The sequence below is a fragment of the Streptomyces globisporus C-1027 genome (genome assembly GCF_000261345.2).
In the GTDB taxonomy this organism is placed as follows: Bacteria; Actinomycetota; Actinomycetes; order Streptomycetales; family Streptomycetaceae; genus Streptomyces; species Streptomyces pakalii.
In genome coordinates this window covers 5,727,404-5,751,328 of the sequence record NZ_CP013738.1, presented here as the reverse complement: position 1 = coordinate 5,751,328, position 23,925 = coordinate 5,727,404, and the positions used below count along the sequence as shown (strand labels likewise).

At 72.2% G+C, this 23,925-nt stretch carries 20 protein-coding genes and 1 pseudogene; 3 read left to right on the top strand and 18 right to left on the bottom strand.

Annotated elements, in window-relative coordinates; genetic code table 11:
* Position 1: 1 nt before the first annotated feature.
* The 16 genes and pseudogenes from WQO_RS36470 to WQO_RS25365 all read right to left on the bottom strand — a co-directional run bounded on the left by WQO_RS36470 (position 2) and on the right by WQO_RS25365 (position 19,401).
* Positions 2-169 carry a hypothetical protein gene (locus tag WQO_RS36470; RefSeq protein WP_010056427.1) on the bottom strand — a complete coding sequence of 56 codons (168 nt, stop codon included), beginning with the start codon at positions 167-169 and terminating at the stop codon, positions 2-4.
* A 181-nt stretch (positions 170-350) separates the two neighbouring features.
* Positions 351-1,201 (bottom strand): annotated as a pseudogene (locus WQO_RS35315) (IS5 family transposase).
* An 84-nt stretch (positions 1,202-1,285) separates the two neighbouring features.
* Positions 1,286-1,918: a hypothetical protein gene (locus WQO_RS25430; protein ID WP_079055596.1), complete on the bottom strand. Its 633-nt coding sequence runs from the start codon at positions 1,916-1,918 to the stop codon at positions 1,286-1,288.
* Between the two features lie 59 nt (positions 1,919-1,977).
* On the bottom strand, positions 1,978-2,535 hold the full coding sequence (locus WQO_RS25425; protein WP_010059960.1) for a GNAT family N-acetyltransferase: 558 nt from the start codon (positions 2,533-2,535) through the stop codon (positions 1,978-1,980).
* Positions 2,513-4,753: an MMPL family transporter gene (locus WQO_RS25420; RefSeq protein ID WP_010059961.1), complete on the bottom strand. Its 2,241-nt coding sequence runs from the start codon at positions 4,751-4,753 to the stop codon at positions 2,513-2,515. The genes WQO_RS25425 and WQO_RS25420 overlap by 23 nt, the downstream gene beginning before the upstream one ends.
* A 179-nt stretch (positions 4,754-4,932) precedes the next feature.
* Positions 4,933-7,035: a phosphocholine-specific phospholipase C gene (locus WQO_RS25415; protein WP_010059962.1), complete on the bottom strand. Its 2,103-nt coding sequence runs from the start codon at positions 7,033-7,035 to the stop codon at positions 4,933-4,935.
* Positions 7,036-7,169: 134 nt separating this feature from the next.
* The gene (locus WQO_RS25410) at positions 7,170-8,408 is read right to left on the bottom strand and encodes an arsenic transporter (protein ID WP_418082128.1); all 1,239 of its coding nucleotides are present in this window, start codon (positions 8,406-8,408) and stop codon (positions 7,170-7,172) included.
* A 115-nt stretch (positions 8,409-8,523) separates the two neighbouring features.
* The gene (gatB, locus tag WQO_RS25405) at positions 8,524-10,032 is read right to left on the bottom strand and encodes an Asp-tRNA(Asn)/Glu-tRNA(Gln) amidotransferase subunit GatB (protein WP_010059964.1); all 1,509 of its coding nucleotides are present in this window, start codon (positions 10,030-10,032) and stop codon (positions 8,524-8,526) included.
* Positions 10,033-10,048: 16 nt separating this feature from the next.
* A complete protein-coding gene (locus WQO_RS25400; RefSeq protein WP_010059966.1) occupies positions 10,049-10,282 on the bottom strand; it encodes a hypothetical protein in 234 nt (77 codons plus the stop codon).
* Positions 10,283-10,287: 5 nt separating this feature from the next.
* Complete coding sequence (gene gatA, locus WQO_RS25395; RefSeq protein ID WP_010059968.1) at positions 10,288-11,781, bottom strand: Asp-tRNA(Asn)/Glu-tRNA(Gln) amidotransferase subunit GatA; 1,494 nt, start codon at positions 11,779-11,781, stop codon at positions 10,288-10,290.
* A gap of 5 nt (positions 11,782-11,786) precedes the next feature.
* A complete protein-coding gene (gene gatC, locus WQO_RS25390; RefSeq protein ID WP_003966094.1) occupies positions 11,787-12,083 on the bottom strand; it encodes an Asp-tRNA(Asn)/Glu-tRNA(Gln) amidotransferase subunit GatC in 297 nt (98 codons plus the stop codon).
* A gap of 114 nt (positions 12,084-12,197) precedes the next feature.
* Positions 12,198-14,390: a putative bifunctional diguanylate cyclase/phosphodiesterase gene (locus WQO_RS25385; protein WP_058954098.1), complete on the bottom strand. Its 2,193-nt coding sequence runs from the start codon at positions 14,388-14,390 to the stop codon at positions 12,198-12,200.
* Positions 14,391-14,749: 359 nt separating this feature from the next.
* Entirely contained in the window at positions 14,750-16,981 is a 2,232-nt protein-coding gene (ligA, locus tag WQO_RS25380) for an NAD-dependent DNA ligase LigA (protein WP_058954097.1), read from the bottom strand.
* A gap of 32 nt (positions 16,982-17,013) precedes the next feature.
* A complete protein-coding gene (locus tag WQO_RS25375; protein WP_010059976.1) occupies positions 17,014-18,042 on the bottom strand; it encodes a methionine synthase in 1,029 nt (342 codons plus the stop codon).
* 46 nt (positions 18,043-18,088) lie between these two features.
* Entirely contained in the window at positions 18,089-18,778 is a 690-nt protein-coding gene (locus WQO_RS25370) for an SDR family oxidoreductase (RefSeq protein ID WP_010059977.1), read from the bottom strand.
* Between the two features lie 83 nt (positions 18,779-18,861).
* The gene (locus WQO_RS25365; protein ID WP_010059979.1) at positions 18,862-19,401 is read right to left on the bottom strand and encodes an LOG family protein; all 540 of its coding nucleotides are present in this window, start codon (positions 19,399-19,401) and stop codon (positions 18,862-18,864) included.
* 105 nt (positions 19,402-19,506) lie between these two features.
* Between WQO_RS25365 and WQO_RS25360 the strand changes: the two genes are divergently transcribed.
* Positions 19,507-19,842: a DUF427 domain-containing protein gene (locus WQO_RS25360; protein WP_010059980.1), complete on the top strand. Its 336-nt coding sequence runs from the start codon at positions 19,507-19,509 to the stop codon at positions 19,840-19,842.
* 75 nt (positions 19,843-19,917) lie between these two features.
* The gene (locus WQO_RS25355) at positions 19,918-20,721 is read left to right on the top strand and encodes an alpha/beta fold hydrolase (RefSeq protein ID WP_010059982.1); all 804 of its coding nucleotides are present in this window, start codon (positions 19,918-19,920) and stop codon (positions 20,719-20,721) included.
* A 30-nt stretch (positions 20,722-20,751) separates the two neighbouring features.
* Here WQO_RS25355 and mnmA read toward each other — a convergent pair whose 3' ends face one another.
* Positions 20,752-21,888, bottom strand: a complete 1,137-nt coding sequence (gene mnmA, locus WQO_RS25350; RefSeq protein WP_010059984.1) for a tRNA 2-thiouridine(34) synthase MnmA — start codon at positions 21,886-21,888, stop codon at positions 20,752-20,754.
* Positions 21,889-21,949: 61 nt separating this feature from the next.
* Here mnmA and WQO_RS25345 point away from each other — a divergent pair, with 61 nt between their 5' ends.
* Entirely contained in the window at positions 21,950-22,687 is a 738-nt protein-coding gene (locus WQO_RS25345) for an N-acetylmuramoyl-L-alanine amidase (RefSeq protein WP_058954096.1), read from the top strand.
* A 22-nt stretch (positions 22,688-22,709) separates the two neighbouring features.
* Here the strand turns inward: WQO_RS25345 and WQO_RS25340 are convergent, their stop codons facing one another.
* Positions 22,710-23,879, bottom strand: a complete 1,170-nt coding sequence (locus tag WQO_RS25340; RefSeq protein WP_010059987.1) for a cysteine desulfurase family protein — start codon at positions 23,877-23,879, stop codon at positions 22,710-22,712.
* Between the last annotated feature and the right edge of the window lie 46 nt (positions 23,880-23,925).

The window sequence follows — 23,925 nt, the reverse complement described above, 5'->3', positions numbered from 1 at the left end:
GTCAGGCGGCCGGGGCGAAGCGGCTGCGGTCGCCCCGCCTCACCTTCCCCTCCGGGTCTTGGCGTCCGGTACGGCGGGCGGCCCGGCGGGCCCGGCCGATCTCGCGCTCGGCGTCGGCCCGGCGGATCAGCTCGGCGGAGGTGGCACGGTAGATCTCGTACTCGTACATGGTGTTCCCCTGATTCCTGGTCGTGGCAGCGGACCGGAGGGGTAGCCCGGCCGGTCGGCCGGGGCCCTGTGTTCGCTGTGTGTCCACTGTCGTCGGCCAGGCGGGGGTGGGGCATCGGGCGAGTTCCGCATCTTCGCGGCGGTGGGGGCCTTAGGACCTGTCGTCGAACTGCCGACAGGTCCTAGGGGGTGTCCGCAATGTCCGCGGGGAGCCAGAGTCGTAGGCAGGCGATGGTGACGAGAGCTTGGTAGTGGCGGGCGCGTTTGTCGTAGCGGGTGGCGAGGGCTTTGTTCTGCTTGAGCTTGTTGAAGCAGCGTTCGACGACGTTGCGGCGTCGGTAGGCGGTGCGGTCGAGGCGGCAGGGGGTCTCGCCGCGTCGTCGGCGGCCGCTGATCTGGTCGGTGCGTTCGGGGATGGTGCAGGCGATGCCGCGTCTGCGCAGGTAGGCCCGGATCTTTCGGGAGGAGTAGCCCTTGTCGCCGGCTACCCGGTCGGGCCGGGTGCGGGGCCGGCCGGGCCCGTCCCGCTTGATGGCGATGCGGGCCATGACCGGCTCGAACTGCGTGCAGTCGTTGACGTTTCCGCCTGTGATCGTGAAGGCGAGCGGTCGGCCCTGCCCGTCGCAGGCGAGGTGGATCTTCGTGCTCAGCCCGCCGCGGGACCGGCCCAGTGCCTCGCCGGTGCAGGGCCCCCTTTTCGGGCCCCGGCCGCGTGCTGGTGGGCCCGCACGATCGTCGAGTCGACGCAGACGATCGACCAGTCGACCTTCCCGACCGCATCCGAGTGCTGCTGGACATGAGCCAGGAGCCGGTCCCACGTCCCGTCCGCCGACCAGCGACGGAACCGTTCGTAGACTGTCTTCCACGGCCCGTACCGATCCGGCAGATCCCGCCAGGCCGCCCCCGTGGACAGCTTCCACAGGATCCCGTTGAGGACCTGCCGCCGGTCCCGCACCGGACGACCCATCCGAGGCGGAGCCAGCAACGGCCCGACCACTTCCCACGCTTGATCAGTCACTTCATGACGACGCACCACGAACGGCCCAACGACCAAACGACATTGCGGACACGCCCTAGGAGGCGGGCCCGCCCGCCTTACGCGGGTACTCGGCCGGGGTCAGCCGCCGGCCGGGGTGCCCGCGCTGGGCAGGGAGGCGAAGAGGTCGAAGTACATGCCTGCGGAGATCAGCACACCGAGGACGCCGAGGGCGACACCGGCCAGGGCGACCGCGCGGACCCAGGCGGGCTGCGGCCGGCCGACGGGGGTGCCGAAGGCGGGGCGGACCAGGACGACGACGCCGACGAGCAGGGCCAGTACGGCGAAGACGCCGTTGACCAGGGCGGTGGTGTGCCAGGCGTCCCCGTAGATCTCCGAGATCTGCTGGGCCGCGCTGCCGCCGCCGGAGGTCTTGATCTGGCCGATGAGCGTCTCGCGCTCGGCGGCGACCCGGCCGCTCCACGTGCCGGTCAGGGCAACGACGCCGAGGGCCGCGGAGACGACGGCCGCGGCGCCCGCGCCGACACCGTGCCGGGCCGTCTCGAAGGGGTCGGGCTCCAGGTCCTCGTGCTGGATGCCGTCGTCGGCCGCGTCGTCCTCGGGCCGCGTGGCGAGGTCGTCGGAGGCCGTCGCGGAGTCGCCGGCCTCCGAGGACGTGCCCGGGGCGTCCTTCGTCTCCGTGTCCTTCGCCGCCGCGGCGTCCGCGGCAGCCGTCTCGTCGGGGGTCGTCGTCCTGGCGGGGGTGGTGTTCATGCGCCGCACGCTAGGGGGCCCGGATGAGAGCCCCCTTAACGCCGGGCGTGCGCCGGGGCTCAGCGCCCGGTGCGGGCCTTCCACTCGGGGGCGAGGACCGACCAGATCTCGGAGTCGTGGCGTACGCCCCGGTAGAGGTAGTTCTGCCGGATCACCCCGTCGCGGGTCATGCCCAGCCGCTTCGCCACCGCGATCGACTTCGTGTTCGCGGCGGAGGCGTCCCACTCGACGCGGTGCATGCCGCGCTCGTGCACCGCCCAGTCGATCAGCCGCTCGGCGGCCCGGGTGATCAGGCCGCGGCCCTGGGCGGCCGGCTCCAGCCAGACGCCGATCTCGCAGTTGCCGGACGCCGTGTCGAAGATCCGGAAGAGGACGCCGCCGACGAGGGTGCCGTCCAGCCAGATCCCGTAGAGCCGTCCGGTGTCCGCCGCCTGCTTCTCCGCGTACCGCTGGAGCAGGGCGCGGGCCGAGTCCCGGTCCGTGGCGAAGGAGGCGAAGGGGATCCAGGGGTCGACCAGCTCGCGGGCCCGGTCCATGTGGGCGAGGAACTCCTCGTCCTGCCAGACCTCCAGCGGCCGCAGCTCGGCCTGGTCGTCACCCAGGGATATGGCGAACATCCTGCTCCTCCTCCGTCTGCGCGGCACCCTCCTCGGTGGCGCGCGCCCCCGGGATCTTCGCATGGAGCGGTACGCAGTCGGGCGGCTCGATGGAGATCCGGGGCAGCCGCTTCTCCAGCCAGCCGGGCAGCCACCAGTTCGCCCCGCCGAGCATGTGCATCAGGGCGGGCACCAGCAGGGTGCGCAGGACGAAGGCGTCCAGGGCGACGGCGGTGGCCAGCGCGATGCCGAACATGGCGATGACCCGGTCGCCGCTGAGCACGAAGGCGAGGAAGACGGAGATCATGATCACGGCGGCGGAGTTGATCACCCGGCCGGTCTCGGCGAGGCCGACCCGTACGGAGCGCCGGTTGTCGCCGGTCTCCAGCCACTCCTCGTACATCCGGCCGACCAGGAAGACCTGGTAGTCCATGGAGAGGCCGAAGAGGACCGAGACCATGATCACGGGGAGGAAGGGTTCGATGGGCCCGGCGCTGCCGAGGCCGAGCAGTTCGCTCCCCCAGCCCCACTGGAAGACGGCCACGACGACGCCGAAGGAGGAGGCGACGGCGGCCACGTTCATCACGGCGGCCTTGATCGGGATGCCGATGGACCGGAAGGCCAGGAGCAGGAGCAGACATCCGAGCCCGATGACGACCCCGACGAACAGGGGCAGCTTCCCGACGATGATCTCGGCGAAGTCGTCGTAGCTCGCCGTCACCCCGCCGACATGGGCCTCCAGGGAGGTGGTGTCCTGGACCGGCGGCAGCACGTCGCCCCGGATCCGGTCGACCAGCTCGCTGGTCTCCTGCGACTGGGGCGAGGAGTCGGGGACGACGGTGAGGAAGGCGGTGTCGCCGCCGCTGTTGTACGTGACCGGGCTGACGGACGCGACGCCTTCGGTGGTGCGCAGCTTCTCGGGCAGCGAGTCCAGGGCGAGCCGGTCGTCCGCGCCGTCGAGCTGGGCGGCGATGGTGAGCGGGCCGTTGACGCCGGGCCCGAACCCGTCGGCGAGCAGGTCGTAGGCCTGCCGGGTGGTGGCGCCGGCCGGGTTGTTGCCCTGGTCCGATGTGCCCAGGTGGAGACCGAGGGCGGGCAGGGCGAGCACCAGCATGACGACGGCCGCGACCCCGCCCAGCAGCTTGGGGTGGCGCTCGACGAAGGCGGACCAGCGCGCGGCGAAGCCGGTGGGCAGCTCGGGGCGCGGCCCGTGTTCGGCGAGCTGCCGGCGTTCGCGGCGGCTGAGGGCCCGCATCCCGATGAGGGAGAGGAGGGCGGGCAGCAGGGTGACCGAGGCCAGCACGGTGAGGACGACGGTGAGCGAGGCGGCGATGGCGACGCCGTTGAGGAAGTCGAGCCGCAGGATCAGCATGCCGAGCAGGGCGATACAGACGGTGACCCCGGCGAAGACCACGGCGCGGCCGGTGGTCGCGACGGCGTTCTGGGCCGCTTCGGGTACGGACATGCCGCGCCGGAGTCCTCTGCGGTGCCGGGTGACGATGAAGAGGGCGTAGTCGATGCCGACGCCGAGCCCGATGAGCATGCCGAGCATCGGGGCGAAGTCGGCGACGGTCATCAGATGGCCGAGCAGCACCGTGCCCGCGTAGGCGGTGCCGACGGAGACGAGGGCGGTGGCGATGGGCAGCAGGCTGGCGGCCAGGGAGCCGAAGGCGAGGAAGAGCACGACGGCCGCGACGATCACGCCGATGCCTTCGGCGAAGTGGACGGAGGGCGCTTCGGTGAGGGCGACGGCGGTGCCGCCCAGCTCGACCTGGAGTCCGTCGGCCTCGGCGGCCTTCGCGGTGTCGACGAGGGCCTGGGCCTGGGAGGCGGGGATCTCGTCGGCGGGGCGGTCGAAGGTGACCGTGGCGTAGGCGGTGTGGCCGTCCTGGCTGATCTGGCCGGGGCCCGCGGTGCCGTAGGGGCCGGTGACCGCGCCGACGCCCGGCAGGTCCTCGATCGCGTGGAGCGTGCGGGTCATCGTCTGTTCGACGTCGGCGGCTCTGACCGTGGAGTCTGTGGTGTGCCAGACGACGGTGTCGGTGTCGCCGCCGAGGTCGGTGAAACCCTGCGAGAGGAGTTCGGTGGCCCGGCCGGATTCGGTGCCGGGGACCTCGTAGTCGTTGGAGTACGCCGAACCGGCGAAGCCCGCCGCGGCGGCGGTCCCGCCGAGAGCGGCGAACCAGATGAGAACGGCGACGAGACGATGCCTGATGCACCAGCGGGCGATGGCAGCCAACGGACGAGCTCCCTGCGGGTTCGTGGACCTTTACCCACAGATAACGTGATCTGCCCGTAAACGTCTCATGACCTGAGACCGCCCACTCTGACAGCCGATCGTGATCCTTTGTCCGTTTCGTGGCCATGGTCACAGGGCCTGATCTGCCCCTTATACGGGACGGATCAGGCCCTTCCGCCTCAGCCCGAGACGCTCGCCCGGCCGTCCTCGATGTGCCCCATGAGCCGCCGCCGGAAGCCGTCCTCCCCGTCGACGGTGACGTCGAGGTCGTACCAGCCGTGGGCGTCGGCCGCCGAGTGCACCAGCGACCGGCTGCGGCCCGGCTTGACCGTGACGCGGCGCGTCCAGTCCCGCACGTCGTCCTCGTCGACGTAGCCGAGCGGCCGCACCAGGAAGGTCAGGGTCCGGCGGCCGGTGTTGCGCAGGGTGAGGTGGATGTCGCGGTCCCGGTGGTCGATGCGGCTGGCGACCTCCGCTCCCCCGTCGGCCGGTCCGGCGAACTCGCGCCGGAAGCCGTTCGGCCCGGTGACCGTGAAGCGGTACGCCTCCCCCGCCACCGGAACCGTCCAGTGCGCCCGGCCCCGGACGTCCCTGTGCTGCGGGGCCGGGAACTCGTCCGCGTACGGGTAGAGCGTGAAGTGCGCCGAGGACCGGCCGCTGTTGTCCAGCTCCACCCGCAGTCCGCCGTCCGTCCGCCGTGCCTGGGCGTCCGGCCGGTAGGGCAGCGGGCGCGCCGGGCGCAGGCCGGGCTCCTGCTCGGGGAGGTGCTGGACGGCGGGCGGCTTCGGCTGCCAGCGGCCCTCGAAGGGCGGGATCGCCCCGGGGCTCTGCACGGCGGGCTGCCGGCGGGCCCGGGTGAAGTCGAAGGCGGAGGTGAGGTCGCCGGTGACGCGGCGCCGCCAGTCGCCGATGTTGGGCTCCTTCACCCCGGTCCAGCGCTCCAGGAACTGGATCACGGAGGTGTGGTCGAAGACCTCGGAGCAGACGTATCCGCCGACGGTCCACGGCGAGACGACCAGCAGCGGCACCCGGATTCCGAGGCCGGTCGGGCGGCCCTCCCACTGCTCCTCGGTCACCTCGGGGGGTGCGACGGGCGGCGGGACGTGGTCGAAGAAGCCGTCGTTCTCGTCGTAGTTGATCAGCACGGCGGTGTGCCGCCAGACGTCGGGGTGCGTGCCGAGCGCGTCGAGGATCTTGTAGACGATCGTGGCGCTGTGCACCGGCGATGAGGTGCTCGGGTGCTCGGAGTCGATCGCCGAGGGGACCAGGTAGGAGACCTCCGGGAGCGTCCCGGCGGCCACGTCCTCGGCGAACGCGTCCGCCAGGGTCCCGGTGGGCACCCGGCGCAGCCCCCGCTCGAACAGGCTGCGCTCCTGCCGTGTGAGCGTGGCGACGCCCTCGTCAAGGAGCCCGAGCAGTCGGGTGCGCTCGGTCTCGGAGGCGCCGCGGACCTGGGCGTAGAAGGCTTCCAAGTACGTATGGCCGCCGGTCCTGGCCAGGGCCTTGCGGGCGATCGCCTTGAAGGTGGCGTAGAACTCGATCTGGTTGTCGGTGAAGTTCTCCCACTCGGTGTACGTCCGCCAGCTGCGCCCGGCCTTCTCCAGCCGCTCGGCGTAGGTCGACCAGTCGTAGCCGGGGTGGGTGCCCTCGTTGTACGCGTCGTTGCCGACGGCCCGTTTCCCGTTCGCCTCGAAGCCGGTCTTCCCGCTCCAGAGGTGGTTGCGGTTGGGGCTGGTGGAGGTGTGGATGGAGGAGTGGTAGGCGTCGCAGACGGTGAAGGTGTCGGCCAGCTCGTAGTGGAGCGGGATGTCACGGCGGTCGTAGTACGCCATCGTGGCCGCGGTCTTGGCGCTGATCCAGCCGTTCATCCAGCCGCCGCCCCAGGCCTTCGCCCCGCCGCTCCAGGAGTGGTCGAGGGCCCCGATGTACTGGAGGTCCTTCTTCTGCTCCTCGGCCGCCCCGCGCACCGGGAAGGGCAGCACGGTGGAGCCGGCCGCCCCGGGCTGCTCGAACACGGTGGAGCCGGTCGGCAGCTCGATGGCGTTGCGGTCGCCGAAGCCGCGGACCCCGCGCAGGGTGCCGAAGTAGTGGTCGAAGGACCGGTTCTCCTGCATCAGGATCACCACATGCTTGATCGACCCGAGCCCACCGGACCCCGCGTGGGCGGGCTGCGCGGCGATGGCGGCCTGGAGCGACGGCGGCAGGAACGATCCGGCCGCAGCGGCGCCGAGCGCGCCGCCGCCCAGCGCGAAGAGCCGTCGCCGTGACATGTCCGTGGTCAAAAGAGCCTCCTGGTTGCGGTGGTTACAGCCGGGAAGCTAGTCAGACCGGGTGGCGTCGGGAAGGACTGTGCACGGCCCGGTGGTGAACGTCCAAGAGGTCCGGTCCGAAAGTCCAACCCGGAGTGACGGGTTCCTCACACCCCGATGAGGTGCAGGGACCCCCAGAGCGCGAGGGTGGAGGCCAGCAGCGTCGCCGGTACGGTCGCGATCCCCAGCCGGGTGAAGTGGCCCAGCTCGGGTGCGTCCCCGTGCGCGTGCAGGATGCGCCGCCACAGGAGCGTGGCCAGCGAGCCGACGTACGTGAGGTTCGGCCCGAGGTTCACCCCGATCAGGGCGGCGAGCAGCGGTCCGGGCCCGGCCGCCGCGACGATCGGCAGCAGGGCGAGGATCGCGGGCAGGTTGTTGATCAGGTTGGCGAGCAGGGCCGCGACCACGGCGACGCCGAGGAGGGCCGGCAGGGTGTCGCCGTCCGGTAGCAGGGCGGCGATCCCGTCTCCGAGACCGTTGTCGACGACCGCCTTGACGACGACGCCGAGCGCGAGGACGAAGAGGCAGAACAGCGGGTTGGCCGAGCGGACGACGGCGAGCGGCGTGGTCTCCCGCTTGGCGAGCGCCCGTACGGCGAGCACCAGGGCCCCCGCCAGCGCCGCCCACAGCGGCTCGGCCCCCTCGAAGGAGGTGACGACGAACCCGGCCAGCGTCAGCGCCAGCACGACGAGCGTGAAGACGGGCACCGGTGTGCGCTCCGCCGCGGGATCCGGCGCGTGCGCCCCGGCGGCCAGGTCGTCCCGGAAGGCCCGGCGGAAGACGGCGTACTCGACGGCGATCGCGGCGAGCCACGGCAGGGCCATCAGCGCGGCGAACCGGGTGAAGGAGAGGCCGCTCGCGGTGAACGCCAGGAGATTGGTGAGGTTGGAGACGGGGAGCAGGAGGGAGGCGGAGTTGGCGAGGTGCGCGCAGGCGTAGACGTACGGGCGGGGCCGCGCGCCGACCCGGGCGGCGGTGGCGAGGACCACCGGGGTGAGCAGGACGACGGTGGCGTCCAGGCTGAGGACGGCGGTGATCAGCGAGGCGACGACGAAGACCCCGCCGAGCAGGGGCCGGGTCTGCCCTCGGCAGGCGCGAGCGACCCAGTCACCGGCGGCCCGGAACAGCCCCTCGTCCGCGCAGAGCTGGGCCAGCACGAGGATCGCCGCGAGGAAGCCGACGACGGGCAGCAGCTCGCCGACCTGTTCCCGCGCCTCGGGCCAGGACACCGCGCCCAGGGCCACCACGAGCACAGCGGCGGGCACGGCGACGGTCGCCTCCGGCAGGCCCCGGGGGCGCAGGACGGCGAAGGCGAGGACGCCCAGGAGCAGGGCGAAGGAGACGATCTCGGAGGTGACGGTGTTCAGGGGGGTCTCTCAGAACGGGAGGGGTTCACGGGGGAAGGGGCGGTGCGCCCGCGTTGTGCGGGTGCACCGCCCCTCCAGGGTGATGACGGGGGGATCAGCCCTCGACGCCGAGCTTCTCCAGGATCAGCTCACGCACGCGCGCCGCGTCCGCCTGGCCCCGGGTGGCCTTCATGACCGCGCCGACGAGCGCGCCCGCAGCCGCGACCTTGCCGCCGCGGATCTTGTCCGCGATGGCCGCGTTGCCCGCGATGGCCTCGTCCACGGCCGTGGAGAGCGCGCCCTCGTCCGAGACGACCTTCAGGCCGCGCTTCTCGACGACGGTGTCCGGGTCGCCCTCGCCCGCGAGGACGCCCTCGATGACCTGGCGGGCCAGCTTGTCGTTGAGGTCGCCCGCGGCGACGAGCGCGGCCACCCGGGCGACCTGCGCCGGGGTGATCGGCAGCTCGTCCAAGCCGCGGCCGGTCTCGTTGGCGTTACGGGCCAGCTCGCCCATCCACCACTTGCGGGCCTGGTCCGCCGGAGCGCCCGCCTCGATCGTGGCGACGATCAGGTCGACCGCGCCCGCGTTGAGGATGGACTGCATGTCGTGCTCGGAGACGCCCCACTCCTCCTTGAGCCGCGCCCGGCGCAGCCGGGGCAGCTCGGGGAGGCCCTTGCGCAGCTCCTCGACCCAGTCGCGCGCGGGCGCGACGGGGACCAGGTCCGGCTCGGGGAAGTAGCGGTAGTCCTCGGCGTTGTCCTTGATGCGGCCGGCCGTGGTGGAGCCGTCCTCCTCGTGGAAGTGCCGGGTCTCCTGCACGATCGTGCCACCCGAGGACAGCACGGCGGCGTGCCGCTGGATCTCGAAGCGGGCGGCCCGCTCGACCGAACGCAGCGAGTTGACGTTCTTCGTCTCGGAGCGCGTACCGAACGTCTCGGTGCCGTTGGGGCGCAGCGACAGGTTGACGTCGCAGCGCATCTGGCCCATCTCCATGCGGGCCTCGGAGACCCCGAGGGCCTTGATCAGCTCGCGGAGCTCGGCGACGTACGCCTTGGCGACCTCCGGCGCGCGGGCTCCGGCTCCCTCGATCGGCTTGGTGACGATCTCGATGAGCGGGATACCGGCCCGGTTGTAGTCGAGCAGGGAGTGGGACGCGCCGTGGATACGGCCGGTGGCGCCGCCGACGTGCGTCGACTTGCCGGTGTCCTCCTCCATGTGGGCGCGCTCGATCTCCACCCGGAAGATCTCGCCGTCCTCCAGCTGGACGTCCAGATAGCCGTTGAAGGCGATCGGCTCGTCGTACTGCGAGGTCTGGAAGTTCTTCGGCATGTCCGGATAGAAGTAGTTCTTCCGGGCGAACCGGCACCAGTCGGCGATCTCGCAGTGGAGCGCGAGACCGATCTTGATGGCCGACTCCACACCGATCTCGTTGACGACCGGCAGGGCGCCGGGCAGTCCGAGGCAGACCGGGCAGGTCTGGGAGTTGGCGTCCTGCTTCAGCTCCGTGGAGCAGCCGCAGAACATCTTGGTCTTGGTGCCGAGCTCGACATGGACTTCGAGGCCCATGACGGGGTCGTAGGACGCGAGCGCGTCCTCGTACGACACCAGGTCAGTGACAGTCACGGTGAAACTTTCCCTCTCAGCCCAGCAGGACGTCGTCGTCGCCGAGACGCTTCAGTTCGCGATAGAGGATCGCGAGTCCGGTGACGATGGCGGCCGCGGAGACGGCCGCGTCGACGAGACGCAGCACGTCGTTGTCGTGGCGGGCGAGCTTCGCCTGCTTGACGACACTGATGGCGCCGAACGCGGTGGTGCCGATCGCGATGTACGCGCCCGTCTTGGACTTCTGGAAGTTCTTGGCCTTCTTTGCCATGGCACTCACAGCGACGGAGCCTCCTCAAGCAGCGGGTGCCCCCACTTTTCCACGAAAGCGGCCTCGACGGCGGATCCGACCTTGTACAGCCGGTCGTCCTTCATGGCGGGGGCGATGATCTGCAGTCCGACCGGCAGGCCGTCCTCGGGGGCCAGGCCGCAGGGCAGCGACATGGCGGAGTTGCCGGCCAGGTTGGTGGGGATGGTGCACAGGTCCGCGAGGTACATCGCCATCGGGTCGTCGGCGCGCTCGCCGATCGGGAAGGCGGTGGTCGGGGTCGTCGGGGAGACGATCACGTCGACCTGCTCGAAGGCCTTCTCGAAGTCCTGGGTGATGAGGGTGCGGACCTTCTGGGCCGAGCCGTAGTACGCGTCGTAGTAGCCGGAGCTGAGCGCGTACGTGCCCAGGATGATGCGGCGCTTGACCTCGTCGCCGAAGCCCGCCTCGCGGGTCAGGGCGGTGACCTCCTCGGCCGACTTCGTGCCGTCGTCGCCGACCCGCAGGCCGTAGCGCATGGCGTCGAAGCGGGCCAGGTTGGAGGAGCACTCGGACGGGGCGATCAGGTAGTACGCGGAGAGCGCCAGGTCGAAGGACGGGCAGTCCAGCTCGACGATGTCCGCGCCCAGCGACTTCAGCAGCTCGACCGACTCGTCGAAGCGCTGGAGGACACCGGCCTGGTAGCCCTCGCCGCGGAACTGCTTGACGACGCCGACGCGCATGCCCTGGACGGAGCCGTTGCGGGCGGCCTCGACGACCGGCGGGACCGGGGCGTCGATGGAGGTCGAGTCCAGCGGGTCGTGCCCGGCGATCGCCTCGTGCAGCAGCGCCGCGTCCAGGACCGTACGGGCGCAGGGCCCGCCCTGGTCGAGCGAGGACGAGAAGGCGACCATGCCGTAGCGGGAGACGCCGCCGTAGGTGGGCTTGACGCCGACGGTGCCGGTGACGGAGGCGGGCTGGCGGATCGAGCCGCCGGTGTCCGTGCCGATGGCGAGCGGGGCCTCGTAGGAGGCGAGGGCGGCGGAGGAGCCGCCGCCGGAGCCGCCGGGGATGCGGGTGAGGTCCCAGGGGTTGCCGGTGGGGCCGTAGGCGCTGTTCTCGGTGGAGGACCCCATGGCGAACTCGTCCATGTTGGTCTTGCCGAGGATGACGACGTCGGCGTCGCGCAGCTTCTGCGTGAGCGTGGCGTCGTACGGCGGGACCCAGCCCTCGAGGATCTTGGAACCGACGGTGGTCGGCATGTCCTTCGTGGTGAAGATGTCCTTCAGCGCGAGCGGGACGCCGGCCAGCGGGCCGAGCTTCTCGCCCGCCTCGCGCTTGGCGTCCACGGCACGGGCCTGGGCGAGCGCGCCCTCGCGGTCGATGTGCAGGAAGGCGTGGACCTTCTCGTCGACGGCGTCGATCCGGGCCAGGTGCGCCTCGGTGACCTCGACGGCCGTCAGGTCGCCGGAGGCGATCTTCGCGGCGATCTCGGCCGCGGTGAGCTTGATGATGTCCGTCATGGCGGTTAGTCCTCCCCCAGGATCTGCGGCACCTTGAAACGCTGCTGCTCCTGGGCCGGGGCGCCGGAGAGCGCCTGCGCGGGGGTGAGCGACGGACGGACCTCGTCCGCGCGCATGACGTTGGTCAGCGGCAGCGGGTGGGAGGTCGGCGGTACGTCTTGGTCGGCGACCTCGGAGACGCGGGCGACCGCGCCGATGATGTCGTCGAGCTGACCGGCGAAGTGATCGAGCTCTTCGCCCTTCAGCTCCAGACGCGCCAGCCGGGCGAGGTGGGCGACCTCCTCGCGCGTGATGCCAGGCATGCAGCGATCCTCAGGGGTTGGTGTGTGGTTTTGGCCCAATCCTATGGGGTCTCCGGGGGACGGGTGCCCCGGCCCGATCGGGCTAAGCCTCTGCCTGCTCCACTCCCGGGATCTTCAGGGGGTGTCGGTCTCCGCCGCGCTGTTCACCGCACCGTTGACCGCGCTGTTCACCGCGCCGTTCAGCGACCCGTTCATCGAGCCGGTCGCCGATGCGGTGGCCGAGCCCGCTGCGGCCGCCGCCTGGGCCTTCAGCTCGGCGGGCCTGCGCCAGCCGTGCTCGCCGCGCGCCCGCAGCCAGGCCGTGGTCTCCTGCGGCGGCATCGCGGCCGCCACCAGCCAGCCCTGCACCGCGTCGCACCGCAGATCCCGCAGCCGCTCCCAGGTCGTGTCGTCCTCGACGCCCTCGGCGACGACGACCAGGCCGAGCGAGTGGGCCAGGTCGATGGTGCAGCGGACGATCTCCGCGTCCTCGTGGTCGACGGCCAGCCGGGCCACGAAGGAGCGGTCGATCTTCAGCTCGCTGACCGGGAGCCGGCGCAGGTGGACCAGAGAGGAGTAGCCGGTGCCGAAGTCGTCCAGGGACATCTTCACGCCGTGCGCGGTGAGCCCGGCCAGGGTGTCGGCGGCGCGCTGCGGGTCCTCCAGCAGCACATGCTCGGTGATCTCCAGTTGGAGCGCTCCCGCGGGCACGCCGTGGCGGGCGAGGCGGGCCGCGACGCCCCCCGCGAAGCCGGGGGTGTGGACGTCGCGCGGGGAGACGTTGACCGCGACGGGCACGCACAGGCCCTGCGCCCGCCAGCGGGCGACCTGCGCGAGCGCCGTCTCCAGGACGTACTCCGTGAGGTGCGGCATCAGCCCGGAGGACTCCGCGATGGCGATGAACTCGTCCGGGGGGACCCGGCCGCGCTCCGGGTGCACCCAGCGCACCAGGGCCTCAAGTCCTGCGACCTGCCCGTCGAAGCGGACCTTGGGCTGGTAATGCAGCTCGACCTCGCCCGCGTCCAGCGCGCGGCGCAGATCGCCGAGGAGCCCGAGCCGGTCGGGGGTGTTGCTGTCCCGCTTGGACTCGTAGACCTCCACACCCGTGCGGTCCCGCTTGGCCTGGTACATAGCGACGTCCGCCCGGCGCAGCAGCCCCTCGGCGTCCAGGGCGTGGTCGGGGTAGACGGCGACCCCGGCGCTGGCCTCCAGCACGAGGGTGAGCCCGTCGAGGTCGAGCGGCGAGGACAGCTCGGCGACGAGATGGCGGGCGACCTGCTGGGCGCTGGTGGTGGAGTCGGTGTGCGGGAGGAGGACGGCGAACTCGTCGCCGCCGAGGCGGGCCGCCTCCGCGCCGCGCGGCAGGGCGAGCCGCAGACGCTCCGCTATCTGGAGCAGCAGCCGGTCCCCGGCCAGGTGGCCGAGGGTGTCGTTGACCGCGCGGAAGCGGTCCAGGTCGATGAGGACGAGCGCGGAGCGGGTGCCGATGGACTCCGCGTCCTCCAGCGCCGACCAGGTCCGCTCCAGCAGCCACTGGCGGTTGGGCAGCCCGGTCAGCGGGTCGCGCAGCTGCTCCTCGGCGCGGGCGCGGGCGATCCAGAGCGTGGAGTCCAGGGCGATCAGCGGCACCGCGAAGAGCGGCAGCAGTATGGGCATGGACATCGCGACGGCGCAGATCAGCGGGGCGAGCCCGAGGAGCGCGACGGCGACGAGTCCCTGGCGCAGCATCGCGGTGCGGGCGATGGTGGGCAGCCCGCCGTTGTGCGGGGCCTGGGCGTACCACAGGAGGACCCGGGTGACGAGCAGATACGTGGACGCGGTCAGGAGCAGTTCCGGGACGGCCGCGATGCCCCAGTCGAGTGGCCGCCAAGGGTCCTCGACGGTGGGGACCACGCCGAACGCGGCCAGGACGAGTGCCGCCGCGCCGATGCCGAGCATGTCGACCCCGCCGTGCAGCAGCCCCTGCCACCAGCGGTGCCGGCGGGCGGTCCCGACGAGCACCACGACGGCGAGGCTGACCAGGACGGCCGGCAGCCAGCCGTACAGCAGGAGCACGGCGAGGGTGAGGGCGGCGCCGGAGCCGGTGCCGCCCCACCATCGGTCGCGGCCGAGGGCCACCAGGTGGCCGACGATGATCCCGGTGAGGACGGCGAGGGACCAGCCCACCACCCCGTCCGGGAAGAGCGCGTTGCCCTGCTGGACCGTTCGGTACGACCCGACCGCCAGCAGTAACGCGGCGATCCCCACGACGGCGGCGCCCACCGGGGGCGTGAGGCCGACGAAACCTTGCAGCCGCGACACCGGGGCGGCGCTCTCGGTCGGTTTCATTCCGTCCCTCTCACAGCCGGCGGTGCCGATGGCCCTCGGTGGCGCCCGCTTCCGTGGCACCACGGCCCGGTCGAGGGCCGTGCACGGCGGGCGCACCTCTCAACAGTAGGCCGCGAAAGGCTTCGAGGGGCAGCGCTCTACAGCTCTTGCCCGAATGCGAACCGACGACCCGTCACCATCTGCTATTGGCCCGAACGGGTGGTACGGCAGGGCCATTCGGGGAGCGGCCGACCCTTCTTCACCCCTCTGCCCGGTTTCTTCCCCCGCGCGGGCCGCGCCACGCCGGGGCAGCGTCTCGAAGGCGTCTCGATCCGGGAAACGGGGAGCGAACGGCGTCCCGGCGGGCGGTCACTCCCCGTCTACGACGCGCTGTCCTCCGGGGCGGGCTCGGGCGCGGCTTCCGGGGCGGACAGGGCTGCTTCCCGGGCGCGTTCGGGTCCGTCCTCGAGCAGGATCGCGAATCCGTCCTCGTCGAGCACGGGCACCTTCAGCTGCATCGCCTTGTCGTACTTGGAGCCGGGGTTGTCGCCGACGACCACGAACGCGGTCTTCTTGGACACCGATCCGGTGACCTTGGCGCCGAGCGCCTGGAGGGCTTCCTTGGCGCCGTCGCGCGTGTGGGCGGCGAGGGTGCCGGTGACGACGACGGTGAGTCCTTCGAGAGGGCGGGGCCCCTGGTCCTCGTCGGAGCCCTCGTCGGCCATCCGCACCCCGGCCTCGCGCCACTTGCGCAGGATCTCGCGGTGCCAGTCCTCGGCGAACCACTGCTTGACCGAGGCGGCGATGGTGGGCCCGACGCCGTCGGCGGCGGCCAGCTCCTCCTCGGTCGCCTCGTCGATCCGGTCGACGGAGCGGAACTGGCGGGCCAGCTCCTGGGCGGCGACCGGCCCGACATGGCGGATGGAGAGCCCGGTGAGGATCCGGGCGAGGGGCGCCTCCTTGGCGGCGGCGATGCCCTCCAGCATGGCCACCGCGTTCTTCTTCGGCTCGCCCTGCTGGTTGGCGAAGACCGTCGCGATCTTCTCCTCGCCGGTCTTCGGGTCGCGCTTGGGCAGCCCGCTGTCCTGGTCCAGGACGTACGCCCGGATCGGCAGCAACTGCTCGATGGTGAGCGAGAACAGATCGCTCTCGTCCTTGAGGACGGGCTCGGCGGGCTCCAGCGGGCGGGTCAGGGCGGCGGCGGCCACATAGCCGAAGTGGTCGATGTCGAGGCTCTTGCGCCCGGCGAGGTAGAAGACGCGCTCGCGCAACTGGGCCGGGCAGGTGCGGGCGTTGGGGCAGCGGAGGTCGATGTCGCCCTCCTTCATCGGGCGCAGCTCCGTCCCGCACTCGGGGCAGTGGGTCGGCATCTCGAAGGGCTTCTCGGTGCCGTCGCGCAGATCGACGACGGGGCCGAGGATCTCCGGGATGACGTCGCCCGCCTTGCGCAGGACCACGGTGTCCCCGATGAGGACGCCCTTGGCCTTGACCACGTTCTGGTTGTGGAGGGTGGCGAACTCGACCTCGGAACCGGCCACTTCGACCGGCTCGACCTGGGCGTACGGAGTGACACGGCCGGTGCGGCCGACGCCGACACGGATGTTGACCAGCTTGGTGTTGACCTCTTCGGGGGCGTACTTCCAGGCGATGGCCCAGCGGGGGGCGCGCGAGGTGGAACCCAGGCGGCCCTGGAGCGGGATCTCGTCGAGCTTGACGACGACGCCGTCGATCTCGTGCTCCACGGAGTGGCGGTGCTCGCCGAAGTACGCGATGAACTCCCGGACGCCGGCGAGGGAGTCGACGACCTTGTTGTGCTGGGCGGTGGGCAGACCCCAGGCGTGCAGGAGGTCGTAGGCGTGGGAGAGGCGGTCGATGCTCAGGCCCTCGTGGGCGCCGATGCCGTGCACCACCATGTGCAGCGGGCGGGTGGCGGTGACCTTGGGGTCCTTCTGGCGCAGCGATCCGGCGGCCGCGTTGCGCGGGTTGGCGAAGGGCTTGTCGTCGGCGGCGACCAGCCGGGCGTTCAGCTCCTCGAAGCCTTCCATGGGGAAGAAGACCTCGCCGCGGATCTCGACGAGCGCGGGGATGTCCGCGCCCTTCAGACGGTGCGGGATCTCGGCGATCGTCCGGACGTTGGGGGTGATGTCCTCGCCGGTGCGGCCGTCGCCGCGGGTGGCCGCGCGGGTGAGGCGGCCGTGCTCGTAGGTGAGGTTGACGGCGAGGCCGTCGACCTTCAGCTCGCACAGGAAGTGGTGGTCGGGGGTGCCGGTCTCCTTGGCGACGCGGTCGGCCCAGGCGGCCAGCTCCTCGTCGTCGAAGGCGTTGTCCAGGGAGAGCATCCGCTCGCGGTGCTCGACGGAGGTGAACTCCGTGATGTACGGCCCGGCGACCTTCTGGGTCGGGGAGTCGGGGGTGCGCAGCGCCGGGTGCTCGTCCTCCAGGGCCTCCAGGGAGCGCAGCAGCCGGTCGAAGTCGGCGTCGCTGACGACCGGCTGGTCCTTCACGTAGTACCGGAAGCGGTGCTCCTCGATCCGCTCGGCCAGCAGCGCGTGCTCCTCCCGCGCCTCCGCCGGGACCGAACTCTCCTGCTCCACCCGCTCTTCGCCCGCCATCGTCCCGTCCTCCTGTGTACCCGTCGTCCCCGTCACTCAGGGTTGTCCGCGAGCGACCTCGCCGCCCGGGCGCTGTGGGCGAGCGCGGTACGGGCGTACGCGGGCGACGCGCCCGCGAGCCCGCACGACGGGGTGATCGTGACGGACTCGGCGAGAGTCCCCGGATTCAGCCCCAGCCTGCGCCACAGCGTCCTGACTCCCATGACGCTACCGCCCGGGTCTGACAATGCCCCTGTTGCCGCGTCCGTGGAGGGCACCACGCCCAGGAACAGCTGGGTGCCGCCTTCGACCGCTTCCCCGATCGCCTCCTCCTCACGCTCCGTGAGCAACGAGAAGTCGAGCGAGACGCCGTCGGCACCGGCCCGGCGCAGCAGCGCGACGGGCACCTCGGGGGCGCAGGAGTGGACGAGCGTCGTCCCGTCCTCGCCGGCCGCCGCGAGGACGTCGCGCAGGGCGCTCTCGACGACCTGGCGGTCGACGGCGCGGTAGGTGCGGTAGCCGCTGGCGGAGCGGACCCGGCCCAGCAGGACGGCGGTCAGGGAGGGTTCGTCGAGCTGGAGGACGACGTTCGCCCCGGGCATCCGGCGGCGGACCTCCGCGAGGTGGGCGCGGAGCCCCTCGGCCAGGGATCCGGCCAGGTCGCGGCAGGCGCCCGCGTCGGCCAGCAGGGCTTCGCCGCCGCGCAGTTCGAGGGCGGCGGCGAGCGTCCAGGGCCCGACGGCCTGGACCTTGAGCAGCCCCTCGTACCCCTGGGTGAACTCCTCCAGGGCGTCCAGGTCCTCCCCCAGCCAGGAGCGGGCCCTGCGGGTGTCGCGGCCGGGCCGGTCGCTGATCCGCCAGCCGCTCGGCTCCACGTGCCCGTACATCTCGACGAGCAGGCCGACGCTCCGGCCGATCATGTCGGCGCCCGGTCCGCGCGCGGGCAGTTCGGCCAGGTACGGCATGCCCTGGCCGTCGGCGAAGGAGCCGGTGACGGTCTTCGCCGCCTCCCTCGCGTCTCCCCCGGGCATCGACCCGATGCCGGTCGCCGGACACCCGCTGAACTTGCTCTTCTCGCTCACCCGGGAAGCCTACGGTCCTCGGCTGTCCCCGCGCGCAGGCGGGGCGTCAGCGGCCGGGGCGGACCGTGAGGTCGTTGACCTCGGCGTCACGCGGCAGGTCGAGCGCCATGAGGATCGTGGTGGCCACCGACTCGGGGTCGATCCAGCGCTCCGCGTCGTACTCCTTGCCCTCCTGCTGGTGCACCTTCGCCTGCATGGGGCTGGCGGTGCGGCCCGGGTAGACGGAGGTGACGCGGACCCCGTTGCCGTGTTCCTCGTGGCGCAGCGAGTCGGCGAGCGCCTTGAGGCCGTGCTTGCTCGCGGCGTACGCGCTCCACCCGGCGTGGGCGTTGAGTCCGGCGCCGGAGTTCACGAAGAGGACGTGACCCCGGGCCACGCGGAGCTGCGGGAGGAGGAGCCGGGTGATCTCGGCGGGGGCGATCAGGTTGGCATCGAGCTGGAAGTGCCAGGCCTTGGGGGTGAGCTCCCCGACCTCGCCGAGCTCGACGACGCCCGCGATGTGCAGCAGGGTGTCGATCCGCTCGGGCATGGACTGCTGGCCGAACGCCCAGGACAGCCGGTCGGGGTTGCCGAGGTCGCCGACGAGGGTGCGCGCGCCCGGGTAGCGCTCGGCGAACTCCTTGGCGCGCCCGGCGTCGCGGGCGAGCAGGACGAGGTCGTCCCCGCGCTCGTGGAGACGGCGGGCGACGGCGGCGCCGATGCCGGAACCGGCGCCGGTGATGAGGTGGGTAGCCATGGGGCGATCCTAGATCCGGGTCCTTCACCGGCGACCGGCGGTCTCCTCCGGGTGGGCGAGCGCCGGTCCCGGGTCCGGGCCTCTCACTGGAGTCCGGCGGTCTCCTCCAGGTAGGCGAGCGCGCCGACGCCGTCCTTGGCGAAGAAGACGAGTTCGGTCAGGGGCAGCGGCAGGAAGCCCTCGTCCTCCATGCGCTGGAACTGCTGGCGCAGCCCGTCGTAGAAGCCCGCCGTGTTGAGCAGGACGACGGGCTTGGTGTTCTTGCCGTGCTTCTTCAGCTCCAGGATCTCGGTCGCCTCGTCGAGCGTCCCGGTACCGCCGACCATGATCACGACGGCGTCGGCCTTCTCCAGGAGGAGCGCCTTGCGCTCGGCGAGGTCGCGGGCGATGACCATCTCGTCGGCGTTCGGGCGGGCGCTCGCGGCGAGGAACTCGACCGACACCCCGACGAGCCGGCCCCCGGCCGCCTGCACGCCGTCCGCGACGACCTTCATCAGCCCCCTGTCCGATCCGCCCCAGACGAGGGTGTGCCCGCCCCGGCCGAGCAGCTCGGCGAACTCGCGGGCGGGCACGGTGTAGCGGTCGTCGAGGTCGGCGGCGGAGAGGAAGACGCAGATGTTCATGGGGCAACCGTACGACCCGCCTCGGACACCCCCCGCCCGGGGGAAGTTCCGGGCGAAGTTCGGCGTACGGGGAAGAAGCCGGCCCCGTACGCCGCTGAAACAGGCATGACTGCCACCCGAGGACACCGCATCACCGTCGAGCAGGGCACCGAGCATGTGCGGGCCGTGCACGACGGACAGGTGCTGGCCGAGAGCCGCCGCCCGCTCGTGCTCCGCGAGACCGGCTGTCCGGTCCGCTACTACCTGCCGCCCGAGGACGTCCGCACCGAACTGCTCTCCCCGTCGGAGACCTCCACCCACTGCCCGTTCAAGGGGGACGCCTCCTACTGGTCACGGCCCGGGGCCGCCGATCTGGTCTGGGCCTACCCGGACCCGAAGCCCGAAGTCGCCGCGATCAAGGACCACTTCTGCTTCTACGCCCCGGAGACGGTGGCGGACTGACCCTCGGTCCGCTCGCCCGGGAACTTTTTTCCGGGCGAGCGATGAGTTTCCCGGCCCGCCCCGGTCTCCCCTCCCATGGACAGGATTCTCTCCGCCGACGGCACGCCGATCGCCTACCGCCGCCAGGGCGAGGGGCCGCCGCTGGTGCTGGTCGGCGGGGCGCTGAGCGTGGCGGCGACCGACGCGGCGCTGGCCTCGCTGCTCGCGCCGCGTTTCACGGTGATCACCTACGACCGGCGGGGCCGGGGCGGCAGCGGTGACACCGGGCGCTGTGATGTGGCGCGGGAGGTCGAGGACCTGGCCGCCGTCGTCGGCGCGGCCGGGGCGGGCACGTCGGTGTTCGGGATGTCCTCCGGCGGGGCGCTGACCCTGGAGGCGGCGGCCGCCGGGCTCCCGGCGGACCTGCTCGCCGTGTACGAGCCGCCCTACACGCCGGGGGCGTCGGGTCTGCGGTTCAAGGCCCGCTGCACGGCCCGGCTGCAGCGGCTGCTGGCGGCCGGGGACCGGGGCGGGGCGGTGGAGCTGTTCCTCACCATGACGGGGGTCGCCGAGGAGACGGCCGCCCGGATGCGGCGGTCCCCGGTGTGGCCGGAGCTGGAGGCGAGGGCGCACACGCTGGCGTACGACGACGGGCTGCTGGGCGACGGGGAGATCCCCGCCGCCCGGTTCTCGGCCGTCGCCGCCCGGACCCTGGTGATCTGCGGCGGCTTCAGCAGCGCCCCGGCGCGGGCGGCGACCCGGACGCTGGCCGAGGCCCTGCCCCGCGGCCGGCACCGCACGCTGACGGGCCAGATGCGCGAGGTGGCGCCCCAGGTGCTCGCGCCGGTGCTGACGGAGTTCTTCGCGAGGGACGTGTACGCGTACCGAAGGGCGTCCTAGGACGGCACGCCCCGGGGCCGCCGCCCGGTCTCAGCCGCCCGCCGCCACTCGTTCGCGGCGGACCGTCGTGGCGATGGTCGCCGAGCCGACCACGCGCGTGCCGTCGTAGAGGACGACCGCCTGGCCGGGGGCGACGCCCCGGACCGGCTCGGTGAAGGTGACGTTCAGCTCGGAGCCGTCGACCAGCTCGGCGGTGACCTCGGTCTCGCCGCCGTGGGCGCGGAGCTGGGCGGTGTACGCCCCCGGGCCGGACGGGGGCGTTCCGCACCAGCGGGGCTTGATCGCGGTCAGGGCGGTGACGTCCAGCGCCTCGACGGGCCCGACGGTGACGGTGTTGTTCACCGGGGAGATGTCGAGGACGTAGCGCGGCTTGCCGTCGGGGGCCGGGTGGCCGATCTTCAGGCCCTTGCGCTGGCCGATGGTGAAGCCGAACGCGCCCTCGTGGGTGCCCAGCTTCGCACCGGACTCGTCGAGGATGTCGCCCTCGGCCGGGCCGCCGAGGCGGTTCGCGAGGAAGCCCTGGGTGTCGCCGTCGGCGATGAAGCAGATGTCGTGGCTGTCGGGCTTCTTGGCGACGGCCAGGCCCCGGCGCTCGGCCTCGGCGCGGATCTCGTCCTTGGTCGTGAGGGTGTCGCCGAGCGGGAACAGGGCGTGGGCGAGCTGCTTCTCATCCAGGACGCCGAGCACATAGCTCTGGTCCTTGGCCATGTCGGACGCGCGGTGCAGCTCGCGGCTGCCGTCCTCGGTGAGCACGACCGTGGCGTAGTGGCCGGTGCAGACGGCGTCGAAGCCGAGGGCGAGGGCCTTGTCGAGCAGCGCGGCGAACTTGATCTTCTCGTTGCAGCGGAGGCAGGGGTTGGGCGTGCGCCCGGCCTCGTACTCCGCGACGAAGTCCTCCACGACGTCCTCGCGGAAGCGTTCCGCCAGGTCCCAGACGTAGAACGGGATACCGATGACGTCGGCCGCGCGGCGGGCGTCCCGGGAGTCCTCGATGGTGCAACAGCCGCGCGCCCCGGTCCGGAAGGACTGGGGGTTCGCGGACAGGGCGAGGTGGACACCGGTCACGTCGTGGCCCGCCTCGACGGCGCGGGCGGCGGCGACGGCGGAGTCCACGCCGCCCGACATCGCGGCGAGGACACGCAGGGGGCGCTGGGAAGTCTGAGTCATAGCCCCTCCAGGGTACGGGTCGCCGGGAACCGAACGCTCGCGGATAAGCGTTGACGATCACATGGGGAACAACGGGAGCACCCGGGCCGCGCGAAAGCCCTCGGGAAAGCCTTCGCGGAAGAAGCCGGCGGACGGCGTGAGCCGCCGCGCCCTGCTGATCGGCGGGGGCGTGGTGGCGGCCGCCGGCACCGCCGCCGTGCTCGCGCGCGACCGGGTGAAGCGCCTGTGGTGGCAGGTCCCCGGCGTCGAGAAGCCCCGCAAGCCCGGCGAGCTGGACTACGCGGGGGCGACCTGGGTGGCCGCGTCGGAGGCGAACTGGCGGCGTGCCGACCGGCCCGACGACTTCCCCATCGACCGGGTGATCATCCATGTCACCCAGGGCAGCTTCGCCAGCGCGGTGAAGGTGTTCCAGGACCCCGCCCACCAGGCCGCGACGCACTACATCGTGGGGCAGGACGGACGGGTGGTGCAGATGATCCGCGAGCTGGACGTGGCGTACCAGGCGGGCAACCGGTCGTTCAACGAGCGGGCGGTCGGCATCGAGCACGAGGGGTTCGTGGACCGGCCGAAGGACCTCACGAAGGCGATGTACGCATCGTCGGCGCGCCTCACGGCGTCGATCTGCGCGCGGCACGGCATACCCATCGACCGGGAGCACATCATCGGGCATGTGGAGGTGCCGGGCACCGACCACACCGATCCGGGCCCGCACTGGGACTGGGACCGGTATCTGGAGCTGGTGCGGCGGGCCGCGACGGCGCCGCCGAGCCCCACGCCCTCGCCGTCGGCGAAGGCGTAACGCCCCCGGGTGACGGTCCTCGTCAGCTGAGTCCGGCCGTCCTCGCCCGCTCGACCGCGGGGCCGATCGCCTCGGCGAGCGCCTTCACGTCGTCCTCGGTCGAGGTGTGGCCGAGCGAGAAGCGCAGGGTGCCCCGGGCAAGGTCCGGATCGGTCCCGGTGGCCAGGAGTACGTGGCTGGGCTGGGCGATCCCGGCGGTGCAGGCCGAGCCGGTGGAGCATTCGATGCCCTGCGCGTCCAGCAGCAGGAGCAGGGAGTCGCCCTCGCAGCCGGGGAAGCTGAAGTGGGCGTTGGCCGGCAGCCGTCCGGCGGGGTCCGGGTCGCCGCCGAGCACGGCGTCCGGTACGGCCAGGCGCACGGCGGTCACCAGCTCGTCGCGCAGGGCGCCCACGCGCCGGGCGAACTCCTCGCGCCGTTCGGCCGCCAGCCGTCCGGCGACCGCGAACGAGGCGACGGCGGGCACGTCCAGCGTGCCGGAGCGTACGTGCCGCTCCTGGCCGCCGCCGTGCAGGACGGGCACGGGGGTGTGGTCGCGGCCCAGCAGCAGCGCGCCGATGCCGAAGGGGCCGCCGATCTTGTGTCCGCTGACCGTCATCGCGGCCAGTCCGGAGCGGGCGAAGTCGACCTCCAGCTGACCGAAGGCCTGGACCGCGTCGGCGTGCATGGGAATTCCGAACTCCGCCGCCACCGAAGCCAGTTCACGTACCGGCATGATCGTGCCGATCTCGTTGTTGGCCCACATCACGGTGATCATCGCGATGTCGTCGGGGTTCTTGAGGATCACCTCGCGCAGGTCTTCGGGGTGGACCCGGCCGTGGCGGTCGACGGGGAGGTACTCGACGTTCGCGCCCTCGTGTTCGGCGAGCCAGTCGACGGCGTCGAGGACGGCGTGGTGTTCGACGGGGCCGGCGAGGACCCGGGTGCGGCGGGGGTCGGCGTCGCGGCGGGACCAGTAGAGGCCCTTGACGGCGAGGTTGTCGGCCTCCGTGCCGCCGGAGGTGAACACCACCTCGCTGGGGCGGGCGCCGAGGGAGTCGGCGAGGGCTTCTCTGGACTCCTCGACGGTGCGGCGGGCCCGGCGCCCGGCGGCGTGCAGTGAGGACGCGTTGCCGGTGACGGAGAGCTGGGCGGTCATCGCCCCGATCGCTTCGGGAAGCATCGGGGTGGTCGCGGCGTGGTCGAGGTAAGCCATGGTGGGGCCGATTCTACGAGCCCGGGGTGGGGCGCATGCCGGGCGC